The 23,478-nt window shown below is 36.6% G+C and carries 21 protein-coding genes and 4 pseudogenes; 4 read left to right on the top strand and 21 right to left on the bottom strand.

The window, feature by feature from the left end; translation table 11 throughout:
- Positions 1-208 precede the first annotated feature (208 nt).
- The 3 genes and pseudogenes from FFO06_RS13475 to FFO06_RS13465 form a co-directional block, all read right to left on the bottom strand.
- Positions 209-1,618 carry a site-specific integrase gene (locus tag FFO06_RS13475; RefSeq protein WP_137908498.1) on the bottom strand — a complete coding sequence of 470 codons (1,410 nt, stop codon included), beginning with the start codon at positions 1,616-1,618 and terminating at the stop codon, positions 209-211.
- Between the two features lie 97 nt (positions 1,619-1,715).
- Positions 1,716-2,630 (bottom strand): annotated as a pseudogene (locus FFO06_RS13470) (nitrogenase component 1); the annotation flags it as partial.
- Positions 2,631-2,761: 131 nt separating this feature from the next.
- Positions 2,762-3,256: pseudogene (locus FFO06_RS13465) on the bottom strand (NifH family ATP-binding protein); the annotation flags it as partial.
- A 77-nt stretch (positions 3,257-3,333) separates the two neighbouring features.
- Here FFO06_RS13465 and FFO06_RS13460 point away from each other — a divergent pair.
- The gene (locus tag FFO06_RS13460; RefSeq protein WP_137908496.1) at positions 3,334-4,776 is read left to right on the top strand and encodes a site-specific integrase; all 1,443 of its coding nucleotides are present in this window, start codon (positions 3,334-3,336) and stop codon (positions 4,774-4,776) included.
- Positions 4,777-4,964: 188 nt separating this feature from the next.
- Here FFO06_RS13460 and FFO06_RS13450 read toward each other — a convergent pair whose 3' ends face one another.
- The 12 genes and pseudogenes from FFO06_RS13450 to nifH form a co-directional block, all read right to left on the bottom strand.
- Positions 4,965-5,195 (bottom strand): hypothetical protein, encoded by a 231-nt coding sequence (locus tag FFO06_RS13450; RefSeq protein ID WP_137908495.1) that lies wholly within the window; start codon positions 5,193-5,195, stop codon positions 4,965-4,967.
- Entirely contained in the window at positions 5,195-5,275 is an 81-nt protein-coding gene (locus FFO06_RS22585) for a type II toxin-antitoxin system HigB family toxin (protein WP_370539406.1), read from the bottom strand. The genes FFO06_RS13450 and FFO06_RS22585 overlap by 1 nt, the downstream gene beginning before the upstream one ends.
- Before the next feature lie 34 nt (positions 5,276-5,309).
- Positions 5,310-5,525, bottom strand: a complete 216-nt coding sequence (locus FFO06_RS13440; RefSeq protein ID WP_137908494.1) for a type II toxin-antitoxin system HicB family antitoxin — start codon at positions 5,523-5,525, stop codon at positions 5,310-5,312.
- 55 nt (positions 5,526-5,580) lie between these two features.
- Complete coding sequence (locus FFO06_RS13435) at positions 5,581-5,778, bottom strand: type II toxin-antitoxin system RelE family toxin (protein WP_236097145.1); 198 nt, start codon at positions 5,776-5,778, stop codon at positions 5,581-5,583.
- Positions 5,779-5,842: 64 nt separating this feature from the next.
- Entirely contained in the window at positions 5,843-6,067 is a 225-nt protein-coding gene (locus tag FFO06_RS13430) for a hypothetical protein (RefSeq protein WP_137908493.1), read from the bottom strand.
- A 134-nt stretch (positions 6,068-6,201) separates the two neighbouring features.
- A complete protein-coding gene (locus FFO06_RS13425) occupies positions 6,202-7,527 on the bottom strand; it encodes a type ISP restriction/modification enzyme (RefSeq protein ID WP_137908492.1) in 1,326 nt (441 codons plus the stop codon).
- Positions 7,524-7,688, bottom strand: coding sequence for a type II toxin-antitoxin system RelE/ParE family toxin (locus FFO06_RS21565; RefSeq protein WP_199306437.1), 165 nt, complete (start codon positions 7,686-7,688; stop codon positions 7,524-7,526). The genes FFO06_RS13425 and FFO06_RS21565 overlap by 4 nt, the downstream gene beginning before the upstream one ends.
- 1 nt (position 7,689) lies before the next feature.
- Positions 7,690-7,827 (bottom strand): type II toxin-antitoxin system RelE/ParE family toxin, encoded by a 138-nt coding sequence (locus FFO06_RS21560; RefSeq protein ID WP_199294581.1) that lies wholly within the window; start codon positions 7,825-7,827, stop codon positions 7,690-7,692.
- A gap of 2 nt (positions 7,828-7,829) precedes the next feature.
- Positions 7,830-8,087, bottom strand: coding sequence for a ribbon-helix-helix domain-containing protein (locus FFO06_RS13415; RefSeq protein ID WP_137908491.1), 258 nt, complete (start codon positions 8,085-8,087; stop codon positions 7,830-7,832).
- A 79-nt stretch (positions 8,088-8,166) separates the two neighbouring features.
- Complete coding sequence (locus tag FFO06_RS13410; RefSeq protein ID WP_137908490.1) at positions 8,167-9,921, bottom strand: N-6 DNA methylase; 1,755 nt, start codon at positions 9,919-9,921, stop codon at positions 8,167-8,169.
- A gap of 146 nt (positions 9,922-10,067) precedes the next feature.
- The gene (locus tag FFO06_RS13405) at positions 10,068-10,646 is read right to left on the bottom strand and encodes a hypothetical protein (protein ID WP_137908489.1); all 579 of its coding nucleotides are present in this window, start codon (positions 10,644-10,646) and stop codon (positions 10,068-10,070) included.
- 629 nt (positions 10,647-11,275) lie between these two features.
- Positions 11,276-11,569, bottom strand: a pseudogene (gene nifH, locus FFO06_RS13400) (nitrogenase reductase); the annotation flags it as partial.
- 33 nt (positions 11,570-11,602) lie between these two features.
- Between nifH and xisF the strand changes: the two are divergent.
- Positions 11,603-12,964: a fdxN element excision recombinase XisF gene (gene xisF, locus FFO06_RS13395; protein WP_199290966.1), complete on the top strand. Its 1,362-nt coding sequence runs from the start codon at positions 11,603-11,605 to the stop codon at positions 12,962-12,964.
- Here the strand turns inward: xisF and FFO06_RS21195 are convergent.
- The 6 genes and pseudogenes from FFO06_RS21195 to nifB form a co-directional block, all read right to left on the bottom strand.
- Complete coding sequence (locus FFO06_RS21195) at positions 12,948-13,100, bottom strand: hypothetical protein (RefSeq protein ID WP_162501196.1); 153 nt, start codon at positions 13,098-13,100, stop codon at positions 12,948-12,950. The genes xisF and FFO06_RS21195 overlap by 17 nt on opposite strands.
- Before the next feature lie 225 nt (positions 13,101-13,325).
- Positions 13,326-13,478, bottom strand: a pseudogene (locus FFO06_RS13390) (AAA family ATPase); the annotation flags it as partial.
- 224 nt (positions 13,479-13,702) lie between these two features.
- Positions 13,703-14,614: a Fe-S cluster assembly protein NifU gene (nifU, locus tag FFO06_RS13385; RefSeq protein WP_137908487.1), complete on the bottom strand. Its 912-nt coding sequence runs from the start codon at positions 14,612-14,614 to the stop codon at positions 13,703-13,705.
- A gap of 96 nt (positions 14,615-14,710) precedes the next feature.
- Positions 14,711-15,919: a cysteine desulfurase NifS gene (gene nifS / locus FFO06_RS13380; RefSeq protein WP_137908486.1), complete on the bottom strand. Its 1,209-nt coding sequence runs from the start codon at positions 15,917-15,919 to the stop codon at positions 14,711-14,713.
- Positions 15,920-16,025: 106 nt separating this feature from the next.
- Complete coding sequence (locus FFO06_RS13375; RefSeq protein ID WP_137908485.1) at positions 16,026-16,370, bottom strand: DUF362 domain-containing protein; 345 nt, start codon at positions 16,368-16,370, stop codon at positions 16,026-16,028.
- A 92-nt stretch (positions 16,371-16,462) separates the two neighbouring features.
- Entirely contained in the window at positions 16,463-17,911 is a 1,449-nt protein-coding gene (gene nifB, locus FFO06_RS13370; protein WP_228036418.1) for a nitrogenase cofactor biosynthesis protein NifB, read from the bottom strand.
- 1,012 nt (positions 17,912-18,923) lie between these two features.
- Here nifB and FFO06_RS13365 point away from each other — a divergent pair.
- Positions 18,924-21,140: a CHASE2 domain-containing serine/threonine-protein kinase gene (locus FFO06_RS13365; RefSeq protein WP_236097144.1), complete on the top strand. Its 2,217-nt coding sequence runs from the start codon at positions 18,924-18,926 to the stop codon at positions 21,138-21,140.
- A 413-nt stretch (positions 21,141-21,553) separates the two neighbouring features.
- On the top strand, positions 21,554-23,455 hold the full coding sequence (locus tag FFO06_RS13360; protein ID WP_201275458.1) for a ShlB/FhaC/HecB family hemolysin secretion/activation protein: 1,902 nt from the start codon (positions 21,554-21,556) through the stop codon (positions 23,453-23,455).
- Positions 23,456-23,478: the final 23 nt, after the last annotated feature.

The following is a 23,478-nucleotide window of genomic DNA, read 5'->3' as shown; positions in this document are numbered from 1 at the left end:
TTGTTTCTGCATCTAAAAACTAATTATCACCTCAAATTAATTCACAAAATTTGCTTAACCTTGGCTTAAAATTCCCAAATTAATAAAATTGTTTATCTCCAACAGTTTTTCATCTTGATAGATGAATACTGTTTATAGACTTTCCCAATCTAATGAAGTACACACCAATTTATATCCTATTCCCTAGGAGATTGGGAACTGCTATAGTCTATTTCCATACTTCAGCAATTTCATATTTTGCTAAAGTTTGTCTTAACTGTTTTATCTCAGCTTTTAACTGGAGATTTTCTTGTGTTATAGCTTCGATATCATCCTTTTTATCCACAGCTTGTTTAATTACCTTTTTCCGGTTTTCCAAACTAAACCACTTTTGATAAATTTCTGTATGAATTTCTACAGAATGTCCTAAATTATCAGCAGCAGCCTTAATTGGTACTGCCATAATATGCGCTCTAATTGCCCAAGCATGACGCAAATCATAAGGACTAAAGGGAATATCTACACGTCGAAACCATGAAGAACAATTAACTCGAATAGTATTAATTTCTGTATAACTACTTTTTCCAGAAACTTGGCTATTTAAAAGTTCTAAAGATTCTAAATTTTTTAAATCAAATAATTCAACCCATTGGGGATATAAGGGTAAAGCTTCCCGAGATCCGGTTTTAGTATCAGGGTGTACTTTCCAAGTGTGATCTTTATTTTCAGGATTAAACCACCAACTAATATCAGGATTTACAAATAACTCTCTAGGACGTAAACCATAAGTAGCTAACATTCCATAAACCCATTGCCACATTTTCCAACTTGTTAAACAATCTCTTTTAATTGTCCCTTTTCTCGTCAGTGCATAATTGGCAAATGATTGATAATATCTGACTATATCCTCATCACTAGGAATATCTCTCGGTTGACTTTTTGGTTGTTTATTTTTGATTCCTTCTAAAGTAAAGCTAGTTAAGTTAAGTGTGGATCTTAATATCTTTAAGCTTTTAATCGTACTGTACTTTGCATACTCATTATTTAACTCTTGTAATTTTTGATCTATTGCTGATTGTGTCAAAACTGTATCCAATCCGACTAGCCTTTTTAGATGACTGATATAATAAGAAAAAGTGTGTTTACTTTTTTCTGTGAGTTTGTGAGTTTTAAAATATTGAGTTTCAAATTCTGCCAATATTTCACCAATAGTTTTAACTGGATCTTCAAATTGATCAGCGGTTTGTCCTAAGTATTTATCATTCCATGTAAACTGTTGACGAGCAATTAATTTACCTAACTCATGAGCTTCCTCTTCTGCTGTTTTTAAACCATCTAAATTAGCAGGAATATTTAAAGAAAGTTTATATTGTTTTCTCCCAGTTTTTCTGACATCAATTTCACCAGGTTTTAAAGGTAAGGAAGCCTGTAATTGAATAGTACCTCCACTAACAACTAGTCCGACCTTGATCTTAGCTGCTTTTAATCGAGATTTGACATCTACTAAACCTTGTTGAAATTTCTCTTCCAGATGTTGCCGAGTAGCTTTCATTTGTGTCTGCGTTCCTAAATAGCTGCCATCGGTAGATGCTGGTGGTGTAAAATCGGTAAAAATTTCCTGTAACCCTTTTTCTCTCATTATCTTAAATTTGGATTAAAATTGAGTCCATTTAGAACAATGAGCAAATTAAACAAAGTTATATATAGACTAAATTCTGGTAGATTTAAGACACATTATCATAGTTTAGACAGGGAATACCATAAGCCTCTTCCATGTGACGGCTGATATAGTTCATAGAACGATAGCAGTGGATGAGGTTCATCTTCACGTTTGGTGTCATCAACATTTCGTTGATTGTACCGTCACCAGACCATTGTGCAACAACACGCAAACCGATTTCTTCTAATAAGATCCGGCTGGCCCAAGCGTCACCACCGATGTTATAGTCACCAATGATGGCTACGTCATAGGGAGTACCTTCAAACTTGAGTGTACCGTCTTTCTTGCCTTGATCTGCTCTGGGGAATACCCAGTCACGAATCATGTCGTTAGCAATGTGGTGTCCTAATGATTGAGACACACCACGGAAACCTTCGCAACGTACAGGAATAACTGGCTTACCGATGGTTTTAGATGTCTTCTTAGCTACTGCTTCGATGTCATCACCAATCAAACCGATAGGACATTCAGATTGAATAGAAACCCCGCGATTTAAGGGGAATAATACATCTAATTCTTCAATTAATTTAGTGAGTTTCTTGTCACCACCAAATACGATGTCCCGTTCTTGGAAGTCGGAGGTGAAGTGCATAGTACCGAAGGTATCAACACCTGTTGTACCTAAGTAGTAGTTACGACGACCAGACCAAGACCAATAACCGCAACCTACAGGACCGTGGCTGATGTGGATCATGTCCTTGATAGGACCCCAAACCACACCTTTAGAACCTGCGTAAGCACAACCACGGGCGGTCATTACACCGGGTAAGGATTTGATGTTAGATTTAACACCACAATCTGTTTTACCTTCTTCGTGAACGTTTAAGTGCTTCTCGCGCTTTTTAGCAGCTTTTTCGGGGTAAGCTTTGAGAACTTCTTTAATTAGCTCTTTTCTTTCTTCAACAATCTTCTTGTTGTCTGGAACTGTCATGTCTGGCCTCTTCTGGCTTTTAAAGATATTAATTGGGTAGGGATGGGGAAATTAATCCCCAAGGGCAGAAAGGAAGGTAAAAAGGAGGTAATGTAGAGTTTTCCTTTTTCCTATTCCTCAATTACTAAATACTACTTGGTAGCAGCAGCGGGTTTACCGATGATTTCAGCGTGCTTGGTGTCATCATCAAGAATACCAAATTCAACCAACAATGCTTCCAACTCATCCATTTCGATAGGTGTGGGGATGGTGAGTTTTTGGTTGTTGATGATTTTCTTCGCTAATGCGCGGTATTCATTACCTTGAGTGCTATCAGGTGCATATTCGTTAACGGTCATACGACGCAATTCTGCGTGTTGAACGATGTTGTCGCGGGGTACGAAGTGAATCATTTGGGTGTTCAAACGTTCAGCTAAGGTTTCGATTAATTCGATTTCGCGGTCAACCTTACGGCTGTTACAAATCAAACCACCTAAACGTACACCACCGGAGTGAGCATATTTCAAAATACCACGAGCGATGTTGTTTGCAGCGTACATCGCCATCATTTCACCTGAGGTAACGATGTAGATTTCTTGTGCTTTACCTTCACGGGTAGGATGATTGATATAATCTAAATTCGCGTAAAGTGTTTATTTTCTACAATGTTTACTGCGATCATTGTCAGAAATGGACAGTTTTTTTATTAGGGTAAATCTAGGGTATGAACAGATCACAGGAAGCATTTACCAATTTTCAACCAACAGCTATGACCGACGGGGGATATTTAGGTAGAATGCAAGCAGTAAATGACCAAGAAATTTACATCAAAACTAAGTTACGGACGGAATTAAAGGCGGTAAATACTAGACTAAAAGCTGCTAAGGTTTGTGTTTATATCCGAAAATCTGGTAATTGCTTACAGTTGAGAAGTACCCTACCTATTAAGCCAGGGGATATTGATAAAAACGGTAGCGGTACAAAACAATATGATATTTCTTTGGGTATTCCCTTTAATTTTGATGGTTTAAATACCGCAGAAGAGGAGGCTTATGAACTAGGAAAGTTGATAGCTAGAAAACAATTTCAATGGACGGATAAATATTTAGGAAAAACCAGGATTAAAGCCAATTTACAAAATATTAGTGACCTAATTATAAATTTTGAAAAAAACTATTTTCAAACTAGAAAACGTACTCTAAAAAGTGAAAATACTTTTAATAGTTATCTATATATTGCCCAAAAGCATTTACCTAAAGATAAACTAGCAATCAATGCTAATTTTATTGAAGCTGTTAAATTTTGCCCATCATCTGATAGTGTCAAAAACGAGTTAATTAAAGTGATTCGGGTGTTATGTAAATGTTCTGGTTTAGAAGTTCCAGTATTAAATAATTTTAAAATCCAATCTACTGCTAAAAGAAAGCGGGATATCCCAACAGATTTAGAGGTTGAGAAGGAATATTTAAGGTTTGAAAACTATGCTTCGAACCGTCCTACTAAGTTAATAAATAGGGAAGATCGGAATAATTGGAAATTATGGAGATGGGTATATGGAATGTTAGCAACTTATGGATTAAGACCATTAGAAATTTTTGTTAACCCTGATTTAGATTGGTGGTTATCATCTGATAATACCATGAATACATGGCGGGTAAATGAAGAATGTAAAACAGGTGAGAGGGAAGCATTACCATTATATCCCCGTTGGATTGAGAGTTTTAATTTAAAGACTGATCGGGAAGCAATTGAGTTATTAAAAACAAAGATTGCAGATAAAATTACCAGTAAACAAATTAATGCTGTGCGACATGGTACAGATAGATGGTTTAGATTTGTAGAGATTCCTTTTCAACCCTATGATTTACGTCATGCTTGGGCAATTCGAGCGCATTTGATGGGGATTCCTATTAAAGCTGCGGCTGATAATTTGGGTCATTCGGTGAATATGCACACTTCAATTTATCAGAAGTGGTTTAGTTTAGAAAATCGCAATGTGGCTATTGAGGAAGCTATTAAAAAGAAGTCAAAGGTGGAAGAGTTACAAGAGATGGTTATTGACCTTGAAAGGGAAAATGATCGGTTAAGAATTGAGAATGAACGATTGAAGTTACAAATGGGACACAGTTTGATGAAAATTGAGTTACAGCAGATTTCATCTTCATGAGGTAGGCTTTTTGCGGGCATCTTGCCCGCACCACAAGAGTTTTATTATTAATATCTGTACTTCATAATGTCGGAAACTGCTGTAAGATAACAGTTAGCCTCACGCAGAGATGCAGAGGCGCACTGACTACATATTTTTGATCTTCATCTGACCACTGAATTAATATACTGTAATGATAATTCATTTAGTTACTCTTCTTCTAGTTCAGGAATATGTTCATTTTCATAGTTTTCAATTAAAACTCCGATGACTTCCATGAGGGATGCAAGAGGATGGTTTTCATCTTCACCAACTTGATCTATCAGAGAATCTAGTATATCAACTAAGTGTTCATATTCCTGCTCTGTGTGAGGAACAAAGACGTTTTCCGCAATGGATGACCAAGCATTAATGGTTTGTTCAAGGTTTAAAGTTTGCATTATTCTTTCCACTTTCCTTCATCATATTCTGAATGTGTTAGCACAGCACGGATATAGATTTTTTGGCGGTTATAATGAATTGCTGCAATTAGTCTAACTTTGTTACCACCAATATTAAAAGGTGAGACTTTTTAAACCTAAATTTATTTCCCCATGTTCCAGTTTATCAGCAATTACACGCAAAGCTAATGCTTGTACATTAAATATTGCTTGTTGTTGAGTTAAACCATAAGATAAAACACCGGGAATTTCTAAAATTTCTGCTATCCAATGTCCATCTTCTTCTTGTTCTACTTCAATAGTGAAGTGATTAGGAATTGAGTTTTTCATTTTTAACCTTGTTGTATAGGATTTAATTTTTCTTGATATTTTTAAGTTTTATTTTTTAAGTTTTATAAATATCACCTCTAAAGCCTATTTCATAAATTTGTAGTTCATCTTGTTCTATATCCACTGTAAAAATAATCCTAATTTTACCTACCCGCATTCTTAAAAAACCTTGCCATTCTCCTTCTAATGTTTTTATATCAAGTTCTCCAGATGGTACTAAACCAGATTCTTCAACTGAATTTAACAATTGCAATATCTTATTACGTACTTTTTCTGTATCTTTATCTCAAAGTTTCTTGAGAAATTTCAGCGCATTTTTACTGAAGTTTAGTTCCATTTCGCACCCAATCTGTCATATTGATAAAATCATCTTGATCATAATCTGAAGGTGATCCAAATTGTTCTTGAATTTCCTGCATTTCTTTGTCACTAACACGAGGTATCAAAGCCAAACAAAGAGCAAGTCTTTCTTTCTTTAATACTTCTAGCATTGTTTCTCTTACAGTTTCTTGAATAAGAGTTTTAAGTTCTTGGATTTCCATGAGCATTATCCTTGAGAATATAAGTATTATACCGTTTTTATCGCATTTCGACAACCCACAACATCAAAAAAATAATATCTTCATACAACAATAGATCCCTGACTCATTCAAGAAGTCGGGGATCTTGGTACTTATCAATCTTTTGGTAATCCCAAATCTGGTAAATTATTAACGATTTCTACCGTCTCTAAACTCACAGTAATTATCTGTTTAATTAACCTGACAATATATTGTTCATCATCAAGACGATTAGGATCATTTGTAATTTCACTGCGCTTATCTGTGGTAACTTGATATTGATCTATTATCCAATCTAAGGCCGAACGGTTGCCTAAACGATATAAAAATACTGCTGATGGTATACCTGTTAAGGTGAGAAAGTCGTTATATTTGATTTGGGTTTTATCTTTAGATAGGCGCATTTTTTCTACACGCCAATCAATGGGTAAGTCTTTATTTTCTAGGTGTTTCAGGTGATATTCTGGTTGTTTTTCATAGTTAATATGAATTTCTGCTAGTCGTTTTCCGGCTATGACAAAAGGATGAAATTGGGGCGCAAAGGGAATGCGGGGAAGTTCTCTTTTCAGGTTGGCTGTGTAGCGTTCCCGGTAGTGGGGATGATGTAGCACTGCATAGATATAATAGAAGATATCCCATTTAGTGATTGTAGTATCTTGGTAATGGTTTTGATATTGTTTTAATGCCCAATCTGTGATATTTTCTTGGCGGTTTGTTCCGTCTTCATTGTAAGTGTAGAATGGGAAACATTGTGAACCACCTTGAGGTAATAGATCAGGAATATAATTAATACTAAGGGCAAACATAGGAATTTCAGTTCCAACTTTGATCCAAATTACCTGATTTTCTTTTTCAGTTTCAGGTGTTGGGAAGATTATATGCTGTTGGTATCTACGTTGATTTAGTAGATGATCAAAATAAATATATTGTTTAATAAAGGGGCGATAAAAACAATTCCGAATTTTTAAATTATCAAATAAAAGAAACTCTTTTCTTTCTAAAGCTAATTTAAGTCTATCTGTCCACTTTATAAAGCTCGAATCAGTATCTATAAAAGTTTCAATATCAGGTTTTGATGGCTGTTGAAAGTATCTACTTACTTCAATATTATAGTTTTGAATAAATGTTTTTATTTTATCCTGTAAATCATTATCACAAAAAGAGAAAACCCATTCATCTCGATTAGATGCTACACCTAAACTAAATAGCTTAAAAATAACTTGTGGATTTGGGTCTTTTTGCTTTTTGACTTCTTTTGATCCAATTGCTATAAAATTATCAAAATCATTTTCTAAACCGTCTGTTAACCAATTATTATTTTTATCTGGTTTAATTTCTTGCCAATCAACATCATACCAGTTAAGGTTTTCTAAATATTTTAACTTTTCTTCCTTTGTCCAAAATTCATCCATTCGCGCATAGTATATTTTAGCTTTTTTCATTCTTGTTTTCCAAATTCTTCAAATACAGCGTTTAAATCTCTTTTTCCATAAACAACACGGACAATTTCAATTCCATTTTCTAGGGGATAATAAAAAATAATATAATCATCAACAATAAACCCACGTAAATTTGATAAAATCTCAGAATAATCTTTTCCCATGCTAGGAAAAGACTAACTTACATTTTTCCCGAATAGTATCAAAAAGTTTACTCGCGGCTTTAATATTGGTTTGTCCGATAAATTCACAAATTTGATTGAGGTCTTTCACCGCAAGTTGAGAGAAAAAATAATTACCCATTTTTAACCCTGTCCCATTTGCTTTAACTTTTCTTGTAGTTGTTGGAAAACTAATTCACCTTCAACTACTTTCCCCTCATGAAGTTGTTGTGTTCCGTCCATGAGTTTTCGTCTTAGTTCACTCAGTTGCTTTTCTTTAAGATCATGTTGTTCTAACAGTTGAAAAGCTACTGCTAATAACTCATCCACACTATGATACTTACCTTGTTGTAGTTTTTGAAGAATGAATTTTTCTTGTTCTGGTTTGACGACGATTTGCATTTTTATCTCCTTATCTACTGTTGAACTGAGAATAATTCCTAATTTAGATCATCAATATTAATTTGATTTTAGCATAAAATCACCTAGTTTGTTTCTTGACTAATATATTAACACTCACTCCCACCTGAATACCAAATACATTATGAGTTGTACCTGACAGTTTAGGATTTTTGCGAACATTACCCCCTAAATCAAATACGTAAATTTGATCAAAATGTTTTTCTAATTCCTGTCTCATGCCATCAAAAGCGATTTGTTCAATAAAACTGTTATTAGTGACAAAAGCAATAATACCCTCTTCTTTGATTCTATCACTTGCCCAACGAATTGCTTTCACATAAGGATCTGATAATTTATTTTTTAATGTTGCTTTTGATGCTTTTGCGTAGGTTGCAGACACACGATCATCTATACCTGTTTTATCCTTTGTAGTATATTTCCTATTTTTATTATTATCATTTTCATTCAATTGTCCTGCATTATAAGGAGGATTACCAATAATCACAAAAATATCAGATTTCCTTTGTTTTTCTACTCGTTTCATGTTATCTGGACTAAATAAATCCAATTGTTGAATATTTTGATCTTCAAAGGTATCAACTAAACAAATACCCTCAAAAGATTTATATTCTCCTGCTTGCTCAAAATACTCATGCTCAATATTCATAGAAGCAATATAATAAGGTAATAACATCACTTCATTACAATGTAATTCATGTTCATATTTATAAGGTAAAGCTGATTTTTGAATTTCCGCTATTTCTCGCATTATTCTAATAATAAAATTACCTGTTCCCACAAAAGGGTCAAGAATATGGACACCTTTATCAATTAAGGATTTACCAAACTCTTTTTGTAAAATATTCTCAACACTTTTGACCATAAAATTAACAATCGGTTGAGGAGTATAAACAATTCCGTGGGTATCGGCAACTTTTACGGAAAAACCTTGAAAAAAGCGCTCATAAATTTTATTGAGAAAATCCTGTTTTTGGGAAAAATCATCAATGGTTGCTGCGGTTTCTTCAATTGCACCATAAAACCGATCTAAACTACTTAAAAAATGACTGCGACTAAAGGATTTAGAAGTTAAAGCATTAATTACTTTTTCAATTTCCACAGCGATGATATTGCGTTGAGCAAAATCAGGATTATTAAACACATTTCTAAAAATGCGCTCAGTTAATAAATGTTGAATTAACATTTCCTCAACCGCTGCTTCTGCAATATTAGGATTAATTGATTGACGACAAAGTTTGAAAAATTCGGCAAAAGCATCAATAAATTTTTTATTTTTCTGGCTTTGTTCTTTAATTAATCTTAATAATGCAGTTGCGTGTTCTTCTACTCGCAGTCCAAACTCATCAGCGGCTTTTTCCCATTGTTCAATTGCGGGAGGACGATATTCAAAAAGTTGTCGTAATACATCTACTAAGTTTTGGGGTTTGGTAATATCTTCATCCATTACCAATTTACCATCTTGGTAAAGAATTGCCCTTTCTGGTTGTTGAAAAATAATATTATCTTTGGGATAATCAATAGCTAGTTTTTTCTGGACTTCTTTTTTTAAATTATCTTTACTGTCTTTAGCTTCCCAATAAGCACGAGCTAAGTTATAACTATCAACTAAAGCCCCATCAACTCTTTTTCGTTTTTTAATCGCATATTCTTGTACTAGAGTCCATTTAAACTGTTGACAGCAAGACTCAAGCAACTTTTGAAAAGCCACTTTTACCGCAGTTTCATGGACAACTCCCAGTTTTTTGAAATTTTCTAATTCTTCGTAATATTGCTTGACAGGTTTATGGGTTGGTTTGAGGTTAAGACTGGACATATAATTAAAACTAGTTTGTGGTTATATTACCACATTTTACTTTTGCTACGGTAAGTTAGATAGGAGTGAAAATTATCCTAGGGACAATTTATGAATTGTCCCTACAAGGGTTTGGTGGTTATGCAGATTTAATTACCACCAGATGTCTATTGTTCATGAGCTAAACGCTGTCTCGATTTTAAGGTTTCTCTTAATAAGTACCTAACCCAGCTATCTAAATCTGCCCCAAATTTATACTCATCAAGCAAAGCTGCTTCTAAAAAACCCAGAAATATTTGAACTAAATCAGAATTAGTCAGTTCTAGATAGCGATTAAAGAAATTTGATTCTTCAGGCCAGTGAGGTAAGGTTTTATCTCCTAAGCCCATATCTTTCGCTAATTCAATTAGATCATGGTAATCTGTGTACCAGATATTCTCAGATCCCATATCAGGAAATATCCTGGCGTTATTACCAAGGTATACTATTACTTTCATAAGACTATCAGTAACTCGCTGTTGTTCTGGAGCAGAGTAATGTTCTTCGATAGCTGCTCTCAAACTCTGTCCCAATTGATAAGCTCTTTGAAAAGTTATCTGTTTATCCCTTTCCAATTGGTCTTTTGAAGGCTTTTCACCCTGAAAATATTCGCTTTGAGGCCAGCTGTCATGATTTATTCGCGCTGCATCGAATTCAGGATTATGAATACCAAAAATGAGCGTCTGTAGTAGGTTGAAAAGTGACATAGCAGAATACCCTCAGATCTAGACCTTGATTTAACAAATAGTATAGACTAAAACTACCTATATAATTAAGTTTATAATTAAGTTTTTACTAACAAATTTGCAAAAATACTTACTTATAGCATCATATACCATGATACTGTGTAATGTAAATTTCTGGTTAAATTTCTGGTTGGAGTGCGATTAGATTATATCTACTCAAATGCCTGTTACAGCAAGTAGCTTTGAGTGAGGTACACTTTGTGCGGGCATCTTGCCCGCACCACAAGAGTTTTATTATTAATATCTGTACTTTGTGAATATCGGAAACTGCTGTAATATTTTGGTAGCTATTAGCTATAAAATTTAGAATGGTTTTAATAGATAGTATAGATAACAGAAAAGGAGTTCATAGGAAATTATGATAGTGTATTTACATTCAACTTTTAGAACTCTCTTGAAAAATCAGTAACCCATTTATCAAAAATCATGTATACCCCTTGACAATAGGGACAAAATAGGGTAAACAAAAGCAGAAAAACAAAACAAAAACCCCATTTACCAAAAATTTCCCAGGGCAAAAATAGGGCATAAAAAAACAAAAAACCTCAAACAATTGCACCAACAAAAACCCTGGAAAAAACAGCTTATTCTTCACGGATAGGCATAGCAAAACCACCACATACAACGTCACCTAATACGTCGTAAGATACGAAGTCTAAATCTTGGTAAGCACCGTTTTCTTCTAGGAAGTTAATAGCGGTGATAATACCACGACCAGCGCAACCTACACCGGGTTCTGGACCACCAGATTCTACGCACTTAACACCACGGAAACCGGTTAACATGACTTCGTGGAGTTCCAAATCTTCAACAGCGCCTCTTTCAGCAGCCAAGTGTAATACGGTGGTTTGAGCTTTGGAGTGAAGCATCAAACGAGTAGAGTTATATTAACAATATGGGCAGTATGAGGAATAATCATGAAAGCAGGTTATGTGAGGGTTTCCACCCGTGAACAGGATGAAGGCAATGCTTTGGAGCAACAAACAGCACGAGTAGAAAAGGCAGGGGCTATTGTCATCTTCTCAGATGTTGAGTCCGGGCGCAGCGACAAGAGAAAAGAATTTAATCAAATGATTGCTCAGTGCAAACAAGGGAAGATTACTGAAGTCATCTGCACTAGAATTGACCGACTAGGACGCAGCGTGGTGGGGATTCACAAAGCGATCGCTATCTTTGAGGAGTATCACGTCAAACTCACGGTTTTGGATGCCCCTGTTGACCCCTCCTCCCCCTTTGGGTGGTTTTCTGTGAATCAGATGGCTGGTTTGGCTGAATTTGAATCTAGGCTACTGGCTAATCGCATCAAAAATGGCATGAGCTTTTTTAGAGAGCAGAAAAAAGCTTCTCCCCGTCCACCTTTTGGGTATTGTCGCGTGGATGAAAAGTATGCTCCTGATTTATCTGAGATGAATGGAATTAGTAAATGGGCGATCGCACACAAGACCATTGAATATTTTCTCGGTGATGGGTCTACATTGAGGAGTACGGCGCAATATTTACTGCAAACTTATCATCTCAAGTGGACTGCTGCCGGACTGCGTTACTGGCTTTTAAACCCCGTACTAAGAGGGTGTACCGCCTATAATATCAAAGGCAATTTAAACCAACCTGAGAACTGGGATATTCATGAAGATACTCACCCACCTTTGATTACTGAGGATATATACAAACGCATAGTTAGAAAACTTGACGAGAATAAATCTAAATACAGCTACGGTAGGGATAAAAAAGAAACAGAGATTTTCCCACTAGCGGGGCAGATTATTTGCGCTGACTGCTGTTACAAATGCTTTTGCAAGAAACGAAATTCGACATATAGAGTCCGCTGCAAAAAACATGAAAACATGGGCAATGATTTTTGTAGCAACAAAATTAGTACCTATCTACCAGATATTATTTTGGCAGTGGATCAAGCCTTAGTAGAACGGCACAGGGAAATTAAGGAATATGCAATTACAAATTCAAATGTAGAAACACAGGATAGCCCTGAATTGATGGCTAGACAAGAACAACTAAAGGCACTGAGACTTTTACCTAAAAACCCAATAATTCAAGAGGCGATTGACCAAACAATTTTAGAGATAAATAAAATCAAACAAAAAGAAACCGTAGTCAACAAAATCAACAGCGAACTATTTGATATTCTTTCGTTTTGTTGTAGCAATATTAATTTTTGGGATGAAACACCCTGGGCGGATAAATCTTTAATATATAAAGAATTAATTGATTACGTAAAAGTTGCCAATGGTGAAATCAAAGAAGTCAAACTGCGGGTTTAAGCAGCCCTTGAAGTTCTACTTCAAATTCTTCCTCTGATAATAACATTAATCTCTTTCTGGTATCAGGATCTAAATACCGAATCCTATACCATTTTTTAGAGACACGAATCAATACTTGAGTCGCTGTTTCCTGCATATCATAATAAGTGAACTCTTGTAAATAGCCTAGCTATTTTTTGATATTTTTGTCTGTTGATGATGAACAAATTTATTTTATTATTCAGACACAAAATTAAATATCAAATCAAGTTTTGTGTTTCTCAAGAATCAAGAATCTTATATCGTTTTGTATGACTTATTTATCAGTATTCTCTAATCGGTTAGTATCTGTCAGTGAAGCATCAAGAATCACTATATTAAAACGAGTAGAGTCAGCTTTAGGGTCGCAACCTACGATCATGATGCGTTGACCCATTTCAGCCATAGCTGCGAGGGTGTTTTGAGAAGTGGTAGATTTACCGATACCGCCCTTGCCGTAGAAAGCTATCTGTCTAATATTTGCGTCAGTAGTCATTGTTCGTGTTTTCCTAGAATTGGTTGATTTCGTGTTTTTCGTCTGTCGGTTCTCACGGCCAAGTTCTACGGCGGTGAGCGTGTGTAGAACGTCGCTACGGGGGCGATCGCTCTACAAAACATCTAGTGGTGTTCATAGTATTTATTGGGTTGTAGGGATTTTTGTTTGTGAGTGGTCAGTTGTTTTTTGCTAATGACTCATGACCACTGACCAATGACTAATTTCTAAACTGCTTCGACAATAATTTCTTTGCTGATGCGATCGCGTAATCTCGCTTCAATGGCAATCTTTAAAGTAGCGGTACTGCTAGAACATGAACCGCAAGCACCTTGAAGAATTACCTTAACTTTATCACCTTCGACATCATAAAGTTCTACATCTCCCCCGTCGGCGATTAACACGGGTCGGACTTCTTCATCTAATACTTTTTGAATCAGGGCAATTTTTTGGACTGTAGTTAATGGTTTTTGTTGCTCTGCAATAAACTTTGAATTAGGAATTTCTGTTTTAGTTTTCGCGCCGTAGATGTTGAGATTTTGTTGGGCGAACTCCTGCTGAACTTCCTTGATTATATCATCAATCTTCGTTAAACAAGAACCGCATCCGCCACCAGCTTTTACATAATTTGTTACTTGTTCGGCACTGAAGAGATTGTTTTGGGCGACTGCTTTTTTAATCTTAGCATCAGTTATTCCGAAACAACTACAGATGAGGACACCTTCTTCATCGTCATGTGCCTCTAGAGGAATACCACGATAATTATAAATGGCAGCTTCTAAAGCCTCTTGACCCATAACAGAACAGTGCATCTTTGCTTCAGGTAGACCACCTAAATAATCAGCGATTTCCTTATTTGTTACTCCCAAAGCTTCATCTAAAGTTAGACCTTTAATCATTTCAGTTAAAGCACTAGAAGAAGCGATCGCACTAGTACAACCAAAAGTTTGAAAACGTGCATCCAGAATTTTATCTGTTGCTTCTTCAACCTTCAAATGTAATCTTAAAGCATCACCACAAGCAATACTTCCCACTTCACCAGTTGCCACCTTGACACCAGCTTCACCGGTTTCTTCAATTGCACCTTGATTTTTAGGATCGTAAAATAACTCTAATACTTTATCAGTGTAGTCCCACATAGCTAATTTTAGATTTTAGATTTTGGATTTTAGATTTTGGATTGGTAATTGGTAATTGGTAATAGAGGAATCCCATTACCTATAACCCATTACCCATTACCTATTTACTAAAGTTTGTCCTTGTTGTTGTAACCAATCGGCATTATCATTTTTGAAGGGAGATAAAGCCCGTAGACGGTCAACAATTTCCGGCATGACTGCAATTACTTGATTAATTTCTGCTTCCGTAGTATAACGAGAAAGACTAAAGCGAATTGAGCCATGTAAAGTAGTGTAGGGTAAACCCATAGCTCGTAAAACATGAGAAGGTTCAAGAGAACCAGAAGTACAAGCAGAACCAGAAGAAGCGCAAATACCGTACTTATTTAAAGAGAGCAAAATTGCTTCACCTTCAATATATTTGAAACCGATATTTGTCGTATTTGGTAATCTATTTTTAATATCACCATTTACTTGACAATCAGGAATTTTAGCCAGAAGAGATTGTTCTAAATAATCGCGTAACTTTCTTTCTTTCTTTGTTGCTTCTGCTAAATGTGATAATTCCAATTCCGCAGCTTTCCCTAAAGCAATAATTCCGGGAACATTCTCTGTACCTGCTCTACGTCCTCGTTCTTGATGTCCACCAACTAAGAAAGGGCGGAAACGAACCCCACGTTTAACATACAAAGCACCAATACCTTTAGGAGCATGAATTTTGTGACCAGATATAGTTAACATATCTATGGTGCTGGTCTTCATATTTAAGGGTATTTTACCTACCGCTTGCACTGCATCAACGTGGAAGATAGCTCCATATTCTTTAACTCTAACACCAATTTCTTCAATGGGAAAAATTGTGCCAGTTTCATTATTGGCATACATTACTGTTACTAAAGCAGTGTTACCAGTTAAAGAAGCTTCTAACTCATTCAAGTCTATTTGTCCTTGAGAATTGACTGACAAATAGGTAACTTGATAACCTTTAGATTCTAATTGTTTACAGACATTTAAAACTGCGGGATGTTCTACTTGAGAAGTGATGATATGACGTTTTTCTGGTTGAGCTAATAACGCCGCATGAATAGCAGCATTATCACCTTCAGTTCCGCAACTGGTAAAAACAATTTCTGATTCTTCGGCTCCGAGTAAAGCAGCAATTTGTTCTCTGGCTGTTTTTACAGCTTTTCCCAATTGTCCACCAAAAGTGTGCATACTGGAAGGATTAGCATAATAATCCGTTAAATAAGGCATCATAGCCTCAACAACTTGAGGATCTATTTTGGTGGTGGCATTATTATCAAGATAAATGCAATTATTTTGCATGGTTTCCATATAAAGATTATGAGTAATTAGCTAGAATTATTAACTGGTAATTGGTAATAGGTAATGGGGGAAAATATTACCTATTACCTATCACCCATGAAATCACCTATATAATTACTTGGCCTTGATGCTTTTGCAACTGTTGGGAAAACTTCTGAGAATAAGAGCTATACCAACGCTCCCAGTAGTCTTGTTTATTTGTTAATTTTGCTAAAACACGGTGGTAATAAGCAAACCAACTTTCCCAATAATCACTAGATTGTTGAACACAACCATCAGCAGTCGGACAAGTGGCCTTACATTGAGGTACGGTGTGAATACTACCAGCGCAATTTGTGCAAAGTTGAGAATCAATCCAATAATTACCATCAACTTCTTGAATTGCACCAGTAGGACAAACAGGTAAACACAACTTGCAAGAAATACAGTGGCTAGTAATTTTGTAAGCCATGATTATTTACCTCTGAGATTTTAGATTTTAGATTTTAGATTTTAGATTAGAGTTAATTCAATAAAATCCAAAATCCAAAATCCAAAATTGAATTACCCATTAACCTGAACATATTGCTCGTAAAATTCTAAAGCAACCTTTTCAATTACGTCGTAGGCTTCAACAGCTTTTATTCCTGCTGCTTCTAATTTTTCTTGAGGACAGTTGCCTATTTTCGATACCAGGACTGCTTTACAATCTGCAATTGCCTTCATTATATTATCTGCGGTAGCTGCTTCGCTGTAACCACCTTGACAATATTGATCAATCTTGCGGTGACTAACAAAACGAACTTCATTACCATCAACTTCATAAACTTGAAATTCTTTGGCGTGTCCGAAGTGTTGGTTAACTAATCCACCGCCTTTTGTGGCTACTGCAACCAAGATTTTAGGATTATTAGCAGATTTTTTGCCAGTCAATACTTTATCTTTTGCGGCTTTAATTTCTTCTCTAAATTTCTCAATACCTTCGTGAACTTCTTGGCGGGTTTCAAAGTTATATTCTGGAGTCATTTCCATGAACTTATCTTTAGTAAATTCCTGGCTACGATCTTCTCCTAATAATCCTACCGCATCTGCTCGACACTGACGACAGTGGCGCATCATTTTCATGTTACCAGAACAATTATCTTGGACTTCTTTCAGTTCTTTTCCTGTTGGTCCACGTTGACCGGTTAAACCGAAATGTGTACCATGTTCTGGTGCAGAAATTAGCGGCATAATGTTATGTAAAAACGCGCCTCTCTCCCGAATTGCTTGATTAACTTCTACCAAATGTTGGTCATTAATTCCCGGAATCATTACAGAATTAACTTTACATAAGATATCAGCTTCTTTGAGGGCTTGCAGTCCTTCTAATTGTTTTTCTAGAAGAATTTTTGCTCCTTCCACACCTCTGTAACGCTTGCGTTTATAGTGAACCCAAGAATAGATTTGCGCGCCTATTTCGGGGTCAATGGTATTAAGGGTAATGGTAACGTGATCTATATTTAATTGTTTAATGCGATCAATATATTCTGTGAGCATCAAACCGTTAGTAGATAAGCACAATTTAATATCTGGCGCTTTGTCTGCAATTAGTTCAAAAGTCCGAAAAGTTTTTTCTGGATTAGCCAAAGGATCACCAGGTCCAGCTACTCCCAATACGGTCATTTGCGGAATTTTACCCGCAATTACTAACACTTTATGGGCGGCTTCTTCTGGTGTGAGCAGTTCACTCACTACCCCTGGACGACTTTCGTTAGCACAGTCATACTTGCGGTTACAATAGTTACATTGAATGTTGCAGGCAGGGGCAACGGCAACGTGCATCCGTGCATAGTGATGATGAGCTTCTTCGCTATAACAGGGGTGTTTAGCAATGCGTTCTATAAGTTTTTCGTCCATTTCTGGAGTTGTGCTGCTGTCGCAACCGCAATTACCAGATTTAGCGGGGATGATAATAGAATCCTGATCTCGCAGGCCGTCGGAGGTGAGAATGTTGGTAGCAGGTAGTGTCATTGAATTTCGCTGTTTGCGGTGGACTTGAGAGCCACTGTGGGAGATGCTGTTACTACTGCCAATGTCAATATAATCTTAGACATGGTGCTAATCTCATCCCTCCACACACTTTTGACTATTAACTTGATTTTGTTAAGGAGCGTTAAGTGATTGGCGATAAATGATTTATAGCAGCCTTTTTTTTTGTCCCCCTTGGTTGACCAAGGATAGAACTTATTAGATTTATTATGTTTGTACTCAAATCCTTAAATCCTTGTATTGCAACGATACAAAAATTAAAAAAGATTTTTTTGGGTTGGGGTGCAGGTATTTATAGTCAGGGGTACGAGTATTTATAGTTAGGGGTTCAGGATTTCTTTGTACTCATCTCTAACTCAATGTCTGTAAGGATTTCAGCCGGATTTTTATTGGTTTTTCTGAGATTCAACTGTACTCAACTTTCCCACAACATCCGGTTTTTACCCCAGCCTAACCCTCCCTTTATCAAGCAAGGGGGACTAAATTCTGTTTTCCGTTTCAAACTCTTGAAAGCATTGGGGGATTAAGAGTTAGAGTGCCTGATAAGCCTGAGATTTGCCGTATGTATACAGCCTATCATTTTTTTCTCTAAAAATGCAATTTATATTTTTTTAATTTTTCGATGATTGGTGATGTAAATTGTAGTTACATCTCTTGCTGGATAAGGGATTTAGCCTTAATAAGGGATTGATGTTAATGCAGATTATTTGCAAAAGATTTAATTTTTTGATCATGATTAGGATTTAGGCCAAATATCAGAAAACTAGGGATGATTCATGAATCACCATTGTCTCATCATAGGCTTTATAATTACATCACAGACGCTATCAATCACATCTCGTATAAGTCTGAAAATCTTGGATTAGTTATAGGAAACCATCCTGAATATATTATATTAATACCAGTTATACTAATACCAGAGTGATTATCTAATATAAGTGTTGTTAAATTACACTAGTTTTGATTTGTTACTAAGTTACTAAGTTAAAAAATTATGGAAAAGACCATTTTACATGACTCCAATATCATCAATAAACTGAGGAGAATGTTGTCAAACCTCCTCACATTCCGAAACCAACCAGTGATTATTTGTGGTGCAGTGACAGTCTTAGTCATAGGACTTCAGAAACTGCAAGTATTAGAGACCATGGAATTGAAAATCTATGATCAGATGGTACAACTACTTCCTGATCAAGGTCCAGATCAACGGCTATTAATCATCGGTATAACGGAAGAAGACCTGCAAAAATGGAATTGGCCTTTATCCGGTGAAATTTTAGATCGGTTGTTCGATAAACTACAACAATATCAACCTAGAGCCATTGGTTTAGACATTTTCCGTGATTTACCAGTACAACCCGGTCACGAAAAACTACTACAACGCCTACAGCAAAGTGATATAATCGTCCCAGTCTGTAAACACGCTGACAGTAAAAGTGTTGGTATTGCATCACCCCAAGGTTTAGAACCATCACAGGTAGGATTTAGTGACCTAGTGGAAGATACTGATGGTTTTATTCGCCGTAATTTGATCTCAGTGAATGTAGAGAAATCCGATAATTGCCAAACTCCCTATTCCTTAAGCTGGCAATTAGCCACAAAATATCTAGCAGTTGGCGGTATTCAACCCCAATTAACAACTAAAAAAGAACTAAAACTCCGTGATGTTGTTTTTAAACCCCTAGAAACTCACTCTGGTGGTTATGAAAATGCAGACACCCGAGGATACCAAATTCTTCTCAATTATCGTTCTCACCGTCAAATTGCCCCACAAGTCACTCTTACGGACATACTTACAGGTAAAATTCAACCCAACTTAGTTAAAGACCGGATTGTTTTCATAGGTTCTAAAGCACCGAGTTTAAAAGATGTTTTTAATACCCCATTTAATTCTGGAAAAGCGGACGATTCTGGGAGGATGACAGGGGTAGAAATTCATGCACAAATTACTAGTGAGATTCTCAGTGCCGTTTTAAACAACCAGCCTTTATTTTGGTTTTTACCCCCTTGGGGTGAATTCCTCTGGATAGGAACATGGTCTGCCATTGGTGGATTTTTAGCTTGCCGCATTCGTCATCCATTAGGCTTAGGTATAGGACAAACTATATCCTTATTGGTTCTATTTGCCGGCAACTTGATTATTTTTACTCAAGGGGGATGGTTGCCAGTGATTGCTCCCGCACTGAGTTTAATTTTGACAGCTAATGCCGTGATTGCCTACAGTAATTATGCAAGTAAGCAAGAAGAACAAAAAATCAGGGGAATATTAGAGAAACAAGCAAAGGACATTGAAGAGTTGCGATCGCATCAGACCAATGCCGATTATAATAATGGCAATTATGTTACGGGACAACCATTAAACAACAATGCCCGCCTCAAAGGACGTTATCAAATTACTGATAGATTAGGTGGTGGTGGATTTGGTAAAACTTATCTAGCCCAAGATACTCAACGGCCAAGAAATCCCCTCTGTGTTGTCAAACAACTCAGTCCCGCTGAACGAAATCCAGAATACCTGAAAATTGCCACTCGTTTATTCAATAGTGAAGCATATATTCTGGAAACCTTGGGAAAACACCAACAAATACCCCAATTACTCGCATTCTTTGAACAAAATCAGGAATTTTATTTAATTCAGGAATATATTGAGGGTCATACTTTGACTAAGGAGTTAACTCCTGGGAAATGTTGCTCCTATGATCAGGTAATCAATATCCTCAAAGAAGTTTTACAGGTACTTGTTTTTGTTCATGGTTATGGTGTTATTCACCGAGATATTAAACCCGATAACTTAATCAGGCGAACAGAAGATCATAAGATTGTTTTGATTGATTTTGGCGGTGTCAAACAAATCCAACCGCAACAGCAGACTCCAGAGAATTTAACTATCGGGTTTGGTACTTCCGGTTACGCACCCGGTGAACAATTGAATGGAATGCCAAGATTAAACAGTGATATTTATGCTTTGGGAATTATCGCTATCCAAGCCTTAACAGGGATAACTCCCAGAGATTTTCGGAGACATGGGAATACGGGTTTAATTGTCATTGCTAACACATCCTCTAGCGATGAAGGGATTTTGCAAAATTGGCAACGAATAGCAAATATTAATGACAATGACGAATTGGTTAAAGTTTTAAATAAGATGGTACATCTTGACTTTACCCAAAGATATGAGTCAGTCCAGGAGGTGCTGAAAGATATTAATTAAGTCAGAGGAGAACGCGGTATATTAAATTACACCACCCTAACCCTTGTAAAGGGGAGGGGACTGGATTTTTGTTTTCACTCTTCACAAGGGACTAAAGGAGGTAAATCTTTTCACAAAAGCGGAATAAGGGTAGTCCCATAGAATTAATTCTCAAAGATATAGGACTCCTATTTGATTTTTGATAGCTTGCGTGGCGTAGCCATACAAGACTCAGTAGGTATCAATTCTGTCTTTCTTCCAGTTAAGAGTTCCCAGTTAAGAGTTCCCTGACCACACAAGTAAATTCACGAATCAAACCGGATTCCTATATTTAAAAAATTTAACAAAATTTAACAGTATTTTTAATTGATAATTGTGAAATTAATTACGATTCATTATATACTGCGAGTGTTGAGAAACTTGGGAGTTATTCCATGTGCCCGCCAGCATCTAGTGTGAGAGTTAGTTATCAGCAACAGCATTATTGCCAAGATGATATTACCAGCATCTTGGCCAGGTTTTCCTTACTATCAGGGATTTTCGGCCATGGAAACTCTCAAAAGCTAAAAATTTACCCTCCTAATCATAGTTTTCCGATTGTACTATCTGCCACTAAAACAACTTGGGTAGGTGTAGCTTGTTTTGGGATCTTTTCCTTGGGGTTGATGAATGCAGGGGTTGTTCAAGCACAATCAATCATGAGTCAAATCCCCACCAGACCCACATTAACGACACCTGAACCCCCTCTACCCACTCCCCAACCTATAGAAGAACCGAAACTAGAAACCCCCCCTTCTCCAGTCACTCCCTCCCCTTTGGAAAATGTTCCGGGGACTGTGAATATCAAGGGATTTGAATTTGTCGGTAATACAGCCTTTACTCAGGAAAAATTAAGATCAGCAGTCAATGATTTAATTGATCAAGAAATTACATTTTCTGATTTAATATCAGTAGAATCTCGCATAAATAACTTGTACCGGAATCAGGGTTATATCAACTCTGCGGCGGTGATTGAGCCTCAAAATATTTCCGCTCAAGGGGGAATAGTTAAGGTGACAATTATTGAAGGAGGCATCGAAAATATTGTTATTAAAGGGACTCGACGCTTAAAACCCGATTATATTCGTTCTCGGCTGGGTTTAAGTACCAAAGCTCCCCTGAATCAAGAGCGCATTCTTCAGGCTTTACAACTGCTGAAAACTGACCCCCAAATTCGGGATATTTCTGCACAAATATCACAGGGAGTTCGACCGGATTTAAGTGTGTTAGAAGTTACGGTCAAAGAAGCAGATACCTTTCATATTGATATTTTCACCAATAACGGCCGCGCTCCCAGTGTCGGTAGTTGGCGACGGGGAACGACAATTACCGACAATAATCTGTCTGGTTGGGGTGATAGTTTTAGTCTTAGTTACTCTAACACCGATGGTAGCAACGCCTTAGATGTCAGCTATGGTTTACCAGTAAATCCCCGCAATGGGACAATTAAAGTCTCTGGAGGAGTAACCAGAACCAGCGTCACAGAACCACCCTTTGATCAACTAGATATTACTGGCAACTCCAGTTACTATGAAATAGGTTTTAATCAACCATTATGGCAAACTCCTAGTCAAGAATTGGGTTTAGGTTTAGCTTTTTCCCGACAAATCAGTAAAACTAAACTCGGTCCAGACGGTTTTCCTTTGTCTATTGGTGCAAATGACAACGGTGAAACTCGCATTTCTAAAATTGCCTTTTCTCAAAATTGGGTGACACGCAACTCAAAATCTGTACTAGGTCTTTATTCTCAATTTAATTTTGGACTAGGGATATTGGATGCTACTACCAATAATAACGGTATTCCCGATAGTCATTTTTTTGCATGGCGTGGACAGGGACAATATGTACGTTCTTTAAATCGCCAAAATGATATGTTACTGACAGTGCGTTCTAACTTACAGTTGAGCAAAGAGGGTCTTGTACCTCTAGAACAGTTTGGTATAGGGGGATTTTCCAGCGTTCGGGGTTATCGTCAGGATACTCTTTTAAAGGATAATGGCTTCTTACTATCCACAGAAATTCAGTTTCCTATTATACGTACAGTCAATCAACAAGGCGGATTATCTCTGATTCCTTTTGTAGATTTTGGCACGGGATGGAGTAGTAGTAATACTAAGGTAAATCCTGGTAATACCAACAAAGATGGGTCTTTGGTCGGAACTGGCCTCGGTTTACAGTGGAAATCAGAGCAACTCAAAGCCCGTATTGATTGGGGACACACTCTAACTGACATCAATTCTCAAGACCAAACATCATCAGAAAACCGTTTACACTTCTCTGTGGAGTCAAGATTATGAAGCTCAACCTATGTGGAACAACC

It is taken from the genome of Dolichospermum planctonicum (genome assembly GCF_005402965.1).
In the GTDB taxonomy this organism is placed as follows: domain Bacteria; phylum Cyanobacteriota; class Cyanobacteriia; order Cyanobacteriales; family Nostocaceae; genus Dolichospermum; species Dolichospermum planctonicum.
The sequence above is the reverse complement of the archived record's forward strand: the minus strand, read 5'-3'. Positions and strand labels throughout refer to the sequence as shown.